10 protein-coding genes are annotated in these 12,570 nt (G+C 45.7%); 7 read left to right on the forward strand and 3 right to left on the reverse strand.

The window, feature by feature from the left end; genetic code table 11:
• Positions 1–423 precede the first annotated feature (423 nt).
• Positions 424–1,341 (reverse strand): alpha/beta hydrolase, encoded by a 918-nt coding sequence (locus LZZ85_RS10685; protein WP_237871473.1) that lies wholly within the window; start codon positions 1,339–1,341, stop codon positions 424–426.
• Positions 1,342–1,728: 387 nt separating this feature from the next.
• Between LZZ85_RS10685 and LZZ85_RS10690 the strand changes: the two genes are divergently transcribed.
• From LZZ85_RS10690 to LZZ85_RS10710, 5 genes are all read left to right on the forward strand, one after another.
• Complete coding sequence (locus LZZ85_RS10690; protein WP_237871474.1) at positions 1,729–2,520, forward strand: universal stress protein; 792 nt, start codon at positions 1,729–1,731, stop codon at positions 2,518–2,520.
• Between the two features lie 226 nt (positions 2,521–2,746).
• Positions 2,747–4,183, forward strand: a complete 1,437-nt coding sequence (locus LZZ85_RS10695) for an arginine deiminase family protein (protein WP_237871476.1) — start codon at positions 2,747–2,749, stop codon at positions 4,181–4,183.
• A 49-nt stretch (positions 4,184–4,232) separates the two neighbouring features.
• Complete coding sequence (ctlX, locus tag LZZ85_RS10700) at positions 4,233–5,147, forward strand: citrulline utilization hydrolase CtlX (RefSeq protein WP_237871478.1); 915 nt, start codon at positions 4,233–4,235, stop codon at positions 5,145–5,147.
• Positions 5,148–5,434: 287 nt separating this feature from the next.
• Entirely contained in the window at positions 5,435–5,785 is a 351-nt protein-coding gene (locus tag LZZ85_RS10705) for a hypothetical protein (RefSeq protein ID WP_237871481.1), read from the forward strand.
• 23 nt (positions 5,786–5,808) lie between these two features.
• Positions 5,809–6,402, forward strand: coding sequence for a DUF1684 domain-containing protein (locus LZZ85_RS10710; RefSeq protein ID WP_237871483.1), 594 nt, complete (start codon positions 5,809–5,811; stop codon positions 6,400–6,402).
• Between the two features lie 17 nt (positions 6,403–6,419).
• Here the strand turns inward: LZZ85_RS10710 and LZZ85_RS10715 are convergent, their stop codons facing one another.
• Complete coding sequence (locus tag LZZ85_RS10715; protein ID WP_237871485.1) at positions 6,420–7,307, reverse strand: SDR family oxidoreductase; 888 nt, start codon at positions 7,305–7,307, stop codon at positions 6,420–6,422.
• A 51-nt stretch (positions 7,308–7,358) separates the two neighbouring features.
• Positions 7,359–9,698: a prolyl oligopeptidase family serine peptidase gene (locus LZZ85_RS10720; RefSeq protein ID WP_237871487.1), complete on the reverse strand. Its 2,340-nt coding sequence runs from the start codon at positions 9,696–9,698 to the stop codon at positions 7,359–7,361.
• 335 nt (positions 9,699–10,033) lie between these two features.
• Here LZZ85_RS10720 and pfkA point away from each other — a divergent pair, with 335 nt between their 5' ends.
• Positions 10,034–11,017, forward strand: coding sequence for a 6-phosphofructokinase (gene pfkA / locus LZZ85_RS10725; RefSeq protein WP_237871489.1), 984 nt, complete (start codon positions 10,034–10,036; stop codon positions 11,015–11,017).
• 48 nt (positions 11,018–11,065) lie between these two features.
• Positions 11,066–12,559 carry a pyruvate kinase gene (gene pyk, locus LZZ85_RS10730; protein WP_237871491.1) on the forward strand — a complete coding sequence of 498 codons (1,494 nt, stop codon included), beginning with the start codon at positions 11,066–11,068 and terminating at the stop codon, positions 12,557–12,559.
• Positions 12,560–12,570: the final 11 nt, after the last annotated feature.

Here is a 12,570-nt window from a genome sequence, read left to right on the forward strand (position 1 = left end):
AGATTCCCGCCGATTCTCAGATCTGGTGTTCACCTATTGATCTGCATATTCATTCGCTGATGGAGTACAGATGACGAAGATTTTAAGACATTGTTTAAGGTAGAACAAGGTAGCTAACTGTCATGTCTGCTGCGTAGGGGAACGCGGCGGACACGGCGATACGCGACGTACGCAGCGAAAACAGCCATAGCAGACTTTGTATTCGCCGCGCACGTCGCGTATCGCCGTGCCCGCCGCGTTCCCCTACGCCATCAAGCTATCAAAAAATTATTCGGTCATATAAAAGGAAAAATGTGAGTACACGGTAGCCCTTCAGGGGAGATTTAGAGGGTGCCTTACGCAGGGCAGATAAGCTTGTTAGATGGAATCAGGCCCGGAGATAAAGCGATCTGTCTTAAAGGGCACAAACAGAGCGTTAAGTTGTTACTGAGCAGAAGCCGGCAACCAGTTATTCGCCTGCAGCCAGTTGCGGAGTCTTTCCTGCCATTGGTCTTTTGTGGTCTTGTTGTTCAATCCGAACCCATGCCCCCCCTGCTGATAGATATGCATTTCCGCAATGACCTTGTTTTTCTGCAATGCAGTATAGTATGCAAGGCTGTTGCCGACAGGCACGGCTTTATCATCACCTGCGTGTACGAGAAAAGCAGGTGGTGTTTGCGGTCCGACCTGTCGGTCTGCAGAATACAGCATAATGCGTGCGGCAGAGGTATCAGCACCGAGAAGGTTATCCCGGCTGCCTTTGTGCATAAGGGTATCGGCAAAACTGATAACCGGATAGATAAGGATGGAGAAATCCGGGCGTACCTCTGTTGCACCTGCTTCGATCACGGGTTTGGCGAATTGGGTGGAAGCTGTTGCAGCCAAATGTCCCCCTGCCGAAAAGCCCATGATGCCTACGGTGGAGGGGTTGACGCCCCACTCTCCTGCCCGTTGCCTGATCAGTTGAAGGGCCCTTTGCGCGTCCTGCAGGGGGCCGATGGTTTTATTCTGCATGATCGCATCATCAGGCAGGCGATACTTCAGTACAAAAGCTGTAATGCCCCAGCTGGTGAATAATTTTGCAATATCAGCTCCTTCATGGCTGGCGGCAAGAATGGAATAACCGCCGCCGGGGCAGATCACCACTGCGGTGCCGTTGGCCTTGCCTTGTTCAGGTTTATAGACTGCCAGTGTCGGTTGTGACACGTTTTTGATCCGGAGTATACCATTTGTCGTCTCTGAACTTTCAGCTTTGACGGCAGGTTTACTACCGGGAACTTTATCATAAAGAGCGATCACTTCCTGGGAAAAGATCATATTACTGCTGATAAGGAACATGGCAATTGCAAACAGCTTTTTCATATAGTAAAATATTGCAGTACTCGATTAGACCGACAAAATACATATTTTGATCCAATGGTCACCGTTCAATCTCCTCACCTTGAAACGAAGGGAGACACAGGAGGCTTTTTAATTCTTTACGTTCCTGCCGGTTCAAAGTTTTACAGGAGGCGGGGCGGACGGTAACGGAGTTTAGGGTTAAGCAAAATCAGCCCGGGGTCTTCCTCCTCTCTGTACAGACCGATCATAATGGAGCAGGTGATCTGCGCTCTGTTGCGGAATGAACGGTATACGCGTAAGTTGATAGTGATGACCTGTCAGGTTGTTTTTGTTCACAGGTGTCCGATTCTTCTTTGTAATCAGTTCTTTTTTCTGTTTCTTTGGAGACAGCCTAAACTAACTATGCACATGAAAGATGTAATTATTCCAGTTGACTTCTCTGAGACCTCTCTTAATGCCGCCCGGTATGCAGCGGACATGCTGTCGGGTAAGGCCGATGCCCGTGTGATCCTGTATCATATGTTCAAAGAATCTGATGAAGCGGCAACAGCTGCTCAATACCTGGAAAGCCTGAAAGCGGAAATGGAACAGAAAGGGGTTCAAAACATCGAAATGGAAAAAGAACAGGGAGATGATCTGATTGATAACCTGGGCAGGCTGGCTTACCAGAAAACGGCTGAACTCATCATCATGGGTATTTCCGAGAAAGAAGAATGGAGACAGATCTTCATAGGAAGCAATACCCTGAAAATGGCTGATGCCAATGTTTGCCCAGTGATGATCGTTCCTCCGGATGCAAAATATACAGGAATTTCAAATATTGCTTTGACCTCTGATTTCAAAGATGTTGACGCAACTACCCCGGTACTGGCGATCAAGACGGTGCTGGAAATATTCAATGCCAGTCTTCATATCGTGAACGTAGATAATGAACATTATGTTTCTCTGACCGAAGAATACCTGGCGGAAAGGAGTAAAATGCTTAAGATGTTCGCCGAATTCAACCCTGAATTCTACTTTATCGGCATGAACGATTTTTATGAGGCGATCGAGCAGTTTTCGCGCGACCGAAATATCGATCTCATCATCATTATTCCAAAAAATCACACTTTTATCAATAGTTTATTCAGCTTTAACGTCAGCCACACAAAGAAACTGGCGTTCAACAGCACCGTTCCGATACTTGCGGCGCATCAATAAACCTGGTAAAATGAATTTACGGAACGGAAAGAAGATGATCTTCTTTCCGTTTTTTTTATACCCCACGTTGTCGATTATCCGCTCTGATCCTTGCTTTTTTCTATTTGCTTTTTTCCGCTTAGCTTTACCGAACAGTTGTTAGGATCAATAAATACCCGGCAACATTCAATTGTTTAACGTAGAGAATCGGTGTAAATCACTGTTCTCTTCCTCTTTTCTCTAACTTATGAATGATCAGATTCACGTAACCTCCGAAATAGGTACTTTAAAACGCTTGCTGGTGCACAGCCCGGATAGCGGTCTTGGTAAAGTAGTTCCATCAAAAGCACAGGATTGGTTGTTTGAAGACATCGTGCACCTGGATACCATCCGCCGTAAAGAATATGATTTCTATATCAAACTGCTTCTTTATTTCCTTGATCCGGAAAAGATCAAGGGCCGGCTTGGCGAAGTGGACGCGCCCGCTAATGATTTCAATTTTTATAAACCTGATCATAAAGATTTTTACCGCTCAGATAAGGTAGTGGAACTGCAGTGGTTGCTGGGTGAGATCCTCGAACAACATGAGATCAAACTAAAACTCGTTGCCTCCGTTTGCGCGATCGAGAACTGCTCTTATGAACTGCAGGATAAATTGCTGGCCCTTGACGGACCGCAACTGGCAAAAGTGTTTATCAGCGGCACATCAAATGATAAGGAGATGTTATTCCCTCCTATCCCTAATTTCATCTTTACGCGTGATATCGGGATTGTGATCAATGACTATATCCTGCTGAATAAACCGGCACGTAAAGCGCGTACACGCGAAGCCCTGCTGGTGAAATATTTATTCTATAACCACCCGATGTTTGCTTCCTATCGTGACAAGATCATCGAGCTTCCCAACACGTCACATTATTTCCTTCTTCCTAAAGATGGCGATGATAAGAAAGTAACGCTTGAAGGCGGGGATATCATGGTAGTAACAAAAGATCACCTGTTGATCGGCATCAGTGAAAGAACGACGATGGAGGCGGCGCATCAATGCATCAATCTTCTTTTTGAAAAGAACGTGGTCAAAAAGATCACGGTGATAAAAATCCCGAAGAAAAGAGACTACATGCATATTGATACCATCTTTACCCAGGTGAAAAGAAACGTATGGGTATTGCTGGGCACTTTTTCCAAGAAGACGATCAAGATGGAAGATGCAGATGATGTGCAACGTGTACTGGAAGGAAGCAAAAAGGAAGATAAGATCAAGATCACTCAATTCAGAAAGAAGGATCCTTCACAACCTGCCTACTTCGATAACCTTGAAGAACTGCTGGCGGATATCAGCAAACATGATCTTAAATCAGAAGAAAAGGTCAGGTTCATTTATTCCGGCAACAATGAATTTCCTTATGATGCACGTGAACAATGGACAGATTCCTGCAATTTGCTGGCATTGAAAGAGGGTGTTGTGCTTGGATATGACAGGAACGACAAAACAGTGGAAGCATTCCGCGAAGCCGGTTTTAATGTTATTCATGCGCATGACCTGGTCGCTCAGCTGGAGCTGGGAGAGATCAAACCAGCCGATATGCAAAATACACTGATCACCATGCCTTCAGCAGAGTTATCCCGTGCCCGCGGTGGGTTCCATTGTATGAGCATGCCATTGATGAGAGAAGAGCTTTAACAGATTTGACTATCCAAACAAATTACTGCGTGATCTAAACACGTTCACCATGCAAACCACATCGCATATACTAATGATCAGGCCTGTGAGCTTTGTTTATAATGAGCAAACCGCGGTCAATAATGCTTTTCAATCTGCTACTGATGAAACCAGCCAGGTGCAGGAGAAAGCGCTTGCTGAGTTTGATACGTTTGTATCCGTACTGCGCAGCAACGGAGTAGATGTTACCGTGGTGCAAGACACTGCGGAACCTCATACGCCTGATTCTATTTTCCCCAATAACTGGGTATCCTTTCACAGCAATGGGACGGTGATGCTTTATCCCATGTTCGCGGCAAACAGAAGGGCGGAGCGCAAGCCTCATGTGCTGGATATTGTTGCGGAAAAATTTCAGATCGGCCAAACGATCGACCTGACCGGTTTCGAAAACGAAGATATTTTCCTTGAAGGCACCGGAAGCATGGTACTCGATCGTGACCGGCAGATCGCTTATGCCTGTATCTCCCCGCGGACGAATGAAAAAGTATTGGGTGAGTTTTGCAGAAAGATGAACTACACGCCGGTTCTGTTCACTTCAACGGATGGTAACGGACAGGAGATCTATCATACCAATGTAATGATGTGTGTGGCTGACGGCTATGTGGTCATATGCCTGGAGAGCATTGCCTCGCCAACGGAGCAGCAGCATGTCAGTGACACTATCCTTAGATCGGGCAAAGAGATCATCCCGATATCTCTCAAGCAAATGAACCATTTTGCCGGCAATATGCTGCAGGTAGAGAGTCGTGATGGTGAAAAACTTCTGGTAATGTCCACACAGGCATATGAGTCGTTGTCGGAAGAGCAAATTGAAAGGCTTCGCTCTTTTAACCGGATCGTGCATTCTGCGATCAATACCATTGAAACGAATGGCGGTGGCAGTGCCCGTTGCATGATGGCGGAAATCTATCTAAAAGCAAAATAAGACAGTAAGGGAAAGCAGGAATACTTCCGCCTGTATCAAAGGCAAGGTCATTGCCTTCAAGGTTCCAGCAAGCTTAGCAGTGCGCCGGGTAAATTTTAGTCATTGACGGATCTAATGGAAACCAGGGCCGGAGCCGTGCATTAAGCTGTATGTGAACACCTCTTTTAGCTGATTGGCGCAGCTGCCCCTTCGCAGGGCAAAGGAAAAAATATGTCCATCAGTATTCCAAAGTGATCAGGAAACCGACGCAACGTTTCCCGGGAGCGAACTGTCAACCGGAAAAAAGCATGCGCTACCTTATCCTTTTCCTTTCTTTTACACTGCTCCTGGCTGGCTGCGGCCGGGACAAAGATGAGTATATCAGTGGTATCGTGATTGAAAAAAGCGGTTGTTTGCCGGATTCTTACCTTGTTGAGCTGCCGGGCGAAGTCGGTAAAAAGAAGCCGTATTTATGCGAAACAACTGTCCCTTTAGCGACGTTGCTGAACTGCACGAACTCAGTTTATATCCGCCTCCCACCTGCCCTTGCCATTGCCGGAAAAAAGATCCGTTTCCTGTATGTAGACACGCAACCGTCATGCCTTTCTTACAGCTTCGCACCGCAACATATCACTGTAAAATCACTGAGGGCTGATTAAGCCTGAAGCTGTACTTTCACGGCATGAAAACTCTATTAGCGGGCATTTGCCTGATCCTGGCCTCCGTAGCCGGGGCTCAGAAGCCGTACGATGATTCCATCCGACAGTATGTTGCCGATTATGTAAAGAAGCATGAGGTGGTGGTGGAGCAGGACAAGAAATACTTTCGTTTTTTTCCGCCGGATGAAGCCTACAGAGTAGCGGCAAAAGTTAAGAAAACGCCCAACAGCAAATGGTTTACCATGGAAACTTCAGGGACGGTCAGGAAAACATTCCGCCAGTACGCTATTCTTGAGTTTTCAATCCATGATACAACGGTACAGCTACCGGTATACCAGTCGCAGGGTTTAATGACTTCCGAAGAGTACAAAAATCACCTGTTCCTGCCATTCACAGATCTTACTTCAGGAGAATCAACTTATGCGGCGGGCCGTTATATCGATCTGAGTATTACGGATGTTAAAAATGATATGGTAACTGTCGATTTCAACAAAGCCTATAATCCTTACTGCGCATATGTGACAGGTAAATACAATTGCCCGGTTCCGCCAAAGGAAAACCAGTTGGAGGTTACGATCTCAGCGGGAGAGCAAAATTATGCAAAGCCGCATGACTGATATTTTTTGCTGAAGGTTCAGCGGGAAAACATCTTTTGAAGTCCTTCCCGGAAAGACACAGGCTCATACCCAAGCTCTGCTTTTGCTTTATCTATCACGAAAGTGGTATTTACGGGACGTATGGCTGGCTGCGTAAAGTCAGCTGCAGTAACACGCCTGATCAACCCGGCATCCAAACCCAGGTAAGCGGCGGTTTCTTTTGCCATCTGAAAAGGGGTGAGTTTATCTTTCCCGGCCAGATGAAAGATCCCTTTTGCACGTCTGTCTGCGATCAGCCTTATCCCCTTCGCAAGATCTTCCACGTATGTAGGCGTTCTCCACTGATCATCCACCACATTATAGGTTTCGCCTTTCTCCAGTTTATCTTTTACGATCGTAAGAATATTTGATCTGCCGGAAGCCGGTTGACCGTAAACAAGAACGGTTCTTACAATAGCCCAGTCGCCCTCATATTCTTTAACGGAGTCTTCCGCTTCTAGTTTTGTTTTGCCGTAATAGTTTACAGGCTCTGCCGTATCTTCTTCTGTATACTCACCTTTTTTGCCACTGAATACAAAATCGGTGGATATATAGATAAAGAAGCTGTTGCACTCTTCGGCATTCGTTAATAAGGTGACCGATCCTTCCACATTTACCAGATAAGCCTGCCATTGTTCTGATTCTACTTCATCGGGTTTTCCCATGGCTCCTGCATGGATCACTACTTCGGGCTGATGTTTTTCAAAAACATCATGTACACTGAACGGATCAGTAAAATCCATCGGTTCATAGCTAAAATTGTTCGCGGTGAAGTCCAGGCGGCTTTCAGACTTACCTGTAGCAATTATAAAATGCCCTGTTGTCAATAATTCCTTCACGAGGTAGTAGCCTACAAACCCGTTAGCGCCTGTTATTAAAATCTTCATCCTGCAAAATTATCTGTCAAACATTATCCGTTCTATGATCGCGAAATTTATTTACTGCTCCCCTTTTTTCTTGTTCATCAACTCTATCTTTTTCTTTCTCATTTCTGAATCTTTATCAGCCGAAGGGTTCTGCTTTGTTCCAACAGGAGCTGAGGGTGAATTGGTAGCGGGGCTGGCTCCTGGTTTGGGTTTTGCGTTACCAGCGTTCTGGTCACTTTCTGTTCCTTTTACAGGACTTCCTGATCCGGTAGAAGAAGGAGTTGTTTTCTTTTCACCGGTTGGTGGCTCTATGAAAGGCATTCCAAGATTATGCATCACGAAGCTCCAGGTATCGGAAGCTTCATCAATGGATTTGCTGGTGGGTTTTCCGGCCCCATGTCCTGCATCTGTATCGATACGGATCAGCACGGGATTGGTTCCCTTATTATATTCCTGCAAACGGGCAGCAAATTTAAATGAATGCGCAGGCACCACACGATCGTCATGATCAGCCGTTGTAACCAGTGTCGCAGGATAGTCTGTCCCCTGTTTTAAATTGTGATAGGGTGAATATTTATACAGAAAAGGGAACTGTGCAGCGCTGTCAGAGCTTCCGTATTCAACCACCCAACCCCAGCCTACCGTGAATTTGTGAAAGCGGAGCATATCCATCACGCCTACTGCTGGTAATGCCACTTTCATCAGGTCCGGACGTTGAGTCATGACAGCTCCCACAAGCAAGCCACCGTTACTCCCTCCGCGCATAGCGATCTTTGCCGGTTGGGTATATCCTTCTTTGATCAAGTACTCTGCTGCACCGATAAAGTCATTAAATACGTTTTGTTTTTTATCAAGCATCCCTGCTTTGTGCCATGCTTCACCATATTCACTTCCTCCCCGAAGATTCACCACAGCATATATACCGCCCTGTTCAATAAAGAATGCATTACTGATACTGAAGCCAGGGGTTACAGGAACATTAAAGCCTCCGTACCCGTATAGCAACACCGGATTATTACCATCTTTCTTCAGGCCTTTTTTATAGGTAAGAAACACGGGAACCTTTGTTTGTTCATCCACATTAAAGAAAACCTGTTCTGTAACGAAATCGCTGGTGAGCATATTCACTTTTGTTTCGCGGAACAGGGTGGATTTACCGGTGGCAATATCAAAACGGTAAACAGCAGGTGGCGTCGCAAAAGAGCTATAACTATAGAAAAAGTCCTTATCTGCCTTCTCGCTGCCAAATCCGCTTGCGGTACCGATCCCCGGCAGAGCTATCTGGCGGACCATTGTTCCATCATAACTGTATTGCCAAATGCTTGTTGCGGCGTCTTTAAGATAGTCGGTAAACAAAAAGCCTCCGCCGGTGCCTACGCCTTGCAATGCTTCTGGCTTTTCCGGAATAACAGTTGTCCAATTCTGTTTTGCCGGCTTTTTAGGATCTATTGATACCAGCCTGAAATTAGGTGCACCATCATTTGTTCTGACAAGTAATCGATCACCGTTATTATCTACCACTTCTGCATCGGTTTTGAAGCCTTCGATCAGGATCCTGAAGGACTTCTGGGCGGGGTCTTTAAGATCTTTGAACCAGATCTCGGTACCACTTGTTCCCTCTGCACCATATATAAGGAGAAAACGGAGGTCTTCTGTAAGTGCGGCGCTATGATAGCGGAGAGGGTGTTTCTTATCCTCAAAGACGAGTTTATCCTGTGCCTGGTCCGTACCAAGCCTGTGATAAAAAACTTTGTGAAACTGATTTTGCTTGCTGAGTTTGGTTTCTTCGTTTGGTTTATCGTATCCGCTGTAGTAGAAACCTTCTTCGCCGTTCCAGCTGAATGAGCTGAATTTCACCCATTGAATGGTTTCTTTCAGGATCTTCTTCGTTTCAGTTTCCATAACATAAACGATCTGCCAGTCACTACCTGCCACAGAAATAGAATAGGCAAAATATTTTCCTGATTTGCTGAAGCTGAATGAGCCTAGTGCGGCGATCCCATCTTTGCTGAGCGTGTTCGGGTTCAGAAATTCTTCCGGCTCGTCTCTTATTCCCCGCTGACGATAAAGAACGGGTTGATTTTGCAGGCCGTCATTCTTAAAAAAATAGAAATAACCTGCTTTTTTAAACGGAGAAGAATATTTTGGATAATCCCATAACTTTTCTAACCTGCTTCTAACACGGTCGCGGATAGGAATGGTGCTGAAATAATCGAACGTCACTTTATTTTCTTCTTTTACCCATTCTTTTGTCGCATTTGCATTATCATCTTCCAGCCAGCGGTAAGGGTCTTCTACACTGGTTCCATGATAATTATCGGTAACGGAGAGTTTCTTTGTCTGAGGATATTTTATTTGTGCCATAAGAATCAACGGGCTTGCTGTAAGCAGCATTAGAAATAATCTTTTCATACTGATTCATTAACTGATTAAAGATAGTTGAAAAATGACCGCGGACCACGGAACGCGTACTGCAGGAGTTCACTGAAGATCGAAGAACGGAACGGCATAGATCATGTAACAAAAACTGTATGGAGCGGTAAATAATACTCGATCACCGGCCATGTTTGTGGTCCGCAGTCCGGCGGCTGTTGTCTCTCCATATTAACTAACAGTTATTCGTGCCAGCTATTATGTGTCGAAGCAACACACAATGGGAACAAAACCTTATTTTTGAGGCGCTGGGAAAACGTTTTCATAGATCCCGGAAACCAGGCATTACATAAATAAAAGTTATTTAAGACTCAATGGCACACAAAGTTACTAAGATCGGGGTTTTGACATCGGGGGGAGATTCACCAGGAATGAACGCGGCGATCAGGGCGGTTGTACGGACCGGCCTTTTTCACGGATTGGAAGTTTTTGGCATCATGCGCGGATACCAGGGCATGGTGGAAGATGATATCATTAAAATGGAGTCACGCTCAGTGGCTAACATCATACAGCGGGGTGGAACGATTCTGAAAACAGCCCGCTCAAAAGAATTTTTTGAACACGAGGGGCGTAAAAAAGCTTACGCGAATCTGCAGAAAAGAGGCATTGACGGGTTGGTGATCATTGGTGGTGATGGCAGTTTCCGCGGTGCACAGAAATTCAGCGCCGAATTTGATATTCCCTGCGTCGGTCTTCCGGGAACGATCGATAAAGATATGGCGGGCACGGATGTTACCATCGGTTTTGATACGGCTGTGAATACCGCTGTTCAGGCAATTGACAAGATCCGCGATACAATGGATGCGCATGACCGCGTATTCATCGTGGAAGTGATGGGTCGTGATGCCGGTTATATTGCTTTGCACAGTGGGATTGCTACTGGTGCGGAGAATATCCTGATACCTGAAACAAAAACGGATATAGAAGCGATCATCCACGGTCTTACCGAAAAAGAAAAAAGAAAGAAACTTGTTAACCTGATCGTGGTAGCCGAAGGTGAAGAATTTGGTGGTGGAAACGAAGTGGCGAAAGTGATCCGCCAGCGCATGCCCAATGCAGATGTAAGGGTTACCGTACTTGGTCATATTCAACGTGGCGGGGCTCCTACCTGTGAAGATCGTGTAGTAGCGAGCCACATGGGTTATTATGCAGTGGAAAGCCTTTTACTTGGCAGAAGAAATGTAATGGTTGGTGTGATCAATAATAAGATCCATTATACGCCACTGGAAAAGGCTGTAAAGGAGAAACATAAGATCGGAACTGAATGGATCAAGATCCAGAAGATCCTGGCTTCCTAGATCAATTTCCTGTCACTACTCTTTAATTAAGCACAAAGAAGCAATACAATGTCTAAAAAAGCAGAAAAGTATTTTCACAAACAAATGGATAAGGATGCGGGACTGGCACACACCTTTCACCGCACAAAGATTGTAGCAACTGTTGGCCCGGCATGTGACACTTACGACAAATTACTGGAACTGGTGAAGGCAGGCGTGAATGTATTCCGTTTGAACTTCTCTCATGGAACTCATGAGAATAAAGCAGAGATCATTTCCCATATCCGTAAGATCAACAAGACCGAGCCTTACAATATCTCTATTCTTGGCGACCTGCAGGGCCCTAAGCTCCGTGTAGGTGAGATCGAGAATGGCTCGTTGAAGATTGAACCGGGTGATATCCTGACGTTCACTTCTAAAGAGAAAGTAGTTGGAACAAAGGAAAAGATCTATATCTCCTATCCTAACCTTCATAATGATGTGAAAGTTGGTGAGAAGATCATGATCGACGACGGCAAACTGGAAGTAGTGGTTGTTGATATCACTGCTGGCGGCGATGTAAAAGTACAGGTGACGTATGGTGGAAATCTGTTACCAAAGAAAGGTGTGAACCTTCCTGATACAGCCATCTCTCTCCCTGCGATGACACCAAAGGATTTTGAGGATTTTGCGTTCATTATTAAACATGAACTTGACTGGGTTGCCCTTTCCTTTGTAAGAAGAGCAGAAGATATCGTTGACCTGAAAAAACTTGTAAAAGAAGCAAACAGTTCAATCAAAGTGATGGCAAAGATCGAAATGCCATCAGCACTGGTTGATCTCCGTAATATCATTGTTGAATCAGACGCGGTGATGGTTGCCCGTGGTGATCTCGGTGTTGAGCTTCCGGTTGAAAAAGTACCGATGGCACAACGTGATATCATCCGCAAATGTATCCACCGTGGTAAGCCGGTGATCGTTGCCACACAGATGATGGAAAGCATGATCGACCGTGTGAAACCGAACCGCAGCGAGATCACTGACGTTGCGAATGCGGTGCTGGAAGGTGCTGATGCGGTGATGCTGAGTGGGGAGACTGCAACCGGCAATCACCCGGCTCTTGTAGTGCAGACAATGCGCAAGATCATCGTGGAGGTGGAGCATACAGAGTACCGTTATGACCGTGAAGAAGATCTGAAAGCGCTGGCGCATTCACCTTCATTCCTGAGCGATGCGATCTGTTATAATGCCTGTAAGATCGCAAGCGATATTGCTGCGAATGCATTGGTGGGTATGACGGAGAGTGGTTATACCGGCTTTATGCTGAGCAGCTACAGGCCGAAATCTCCATTGTATATCTTCACCAAGAAAAGGTCGCTGGTAAACCAGCTGAGCCTGAGCTGGGGAGTAAGGGCATTCTATTATGACGAAGAAGAAAGCCTGGATGATATCATCTTTGACCAGATCGAGATCCTGAAGGAAAGAGGCTTTGTGAAAGCCGGGGATACGATCGTGAATACGGGTAGTACGCCGGTGCATCTGCACTTGCCGACGAACGTGTTGAAGATCACGAAGATCGACTAAGCAATATTTAA

Source organism: Terrimonas ginsenosidimutans (assembly GCF_022012415.1).
GTDB lineage: Bacteria > Bacteroidota > Bacteroidia > Chitinophagales > Chitinophagaceae > Terrimonas_A > Terrimonas_A ginsenosidimutans.

Bases quoted from the DNA above. Each gene is read 5' to 3' on its own strand.
- LZZ85_RS10685 (WP_237871473.1), bottom strand. From the start codon at position 1,341: ATGAAAAAGCTGTTTGCAATTGCCATGTTCCTTATCAGCAGTAATATG.
- LZZ85_RS10690 (WP_237871474.1), top strand. From the start codon at position 1,729: ATGAAAGATGTAATTATTCCAGTTGACTTCTCTGAGACCTCTCTTAAT.
- LZZ85_RS10695 (WP_237871476.1), top strand. From the start codon at position 2,747: ATGAATGATCAGATTCACGTAACCTCCGAAATAGGTACTTTAAAACGC.
- ctlX (WP_237871478.1), top strand. From the start codon at position 4,233: ATGCAAACCACATCGCATATACTAATGATCAGGCCTGTGAGCTTTGTT.
- LZZ85_RS10705 (WP_237871481.1), top strand. From the start codon at position 5,435: ATGCGCTACCTTATCCTTTTCCTTTCTTTTACACTGCTCCTGGCTGGC.
- LZZ85_RS10710 (WP_237871483.1), top strand. From the start codon at position 5,809: ATGAAAACTCTATTAGCGGGCATTTGCCTGATCCTGGCCTCCGTAGCC.
- LZZ85_RS10715 (WP_237871485.1), bottom strand. From the start codon at position 7,307: ATGAAGATTTTAATAACAGGCGCTAACGGGTTTGTAGGCTACTACCTC.
- LZZ85_RS10720 (WP_237871487.1), bottom strand. From the start codon at position 9,698: ATGAAAAGATTATTTCTAATGCTGCTTACAGCAAGCCCGTTGATTCTT.
- pfkA (WP_237871489.1), top strand. From the start codon at position 10,034: ATGGCACACAAAGTTACTAAGATCGGGGTTTTGACATCGGGGGGAGAT.
- pyk (WP_237871491.1), top strand. From the start codon at position 11,066: ATGTCTAAAAAAGCAGAAAAGTATTTTCACAAACAAATGGATAAGGAT.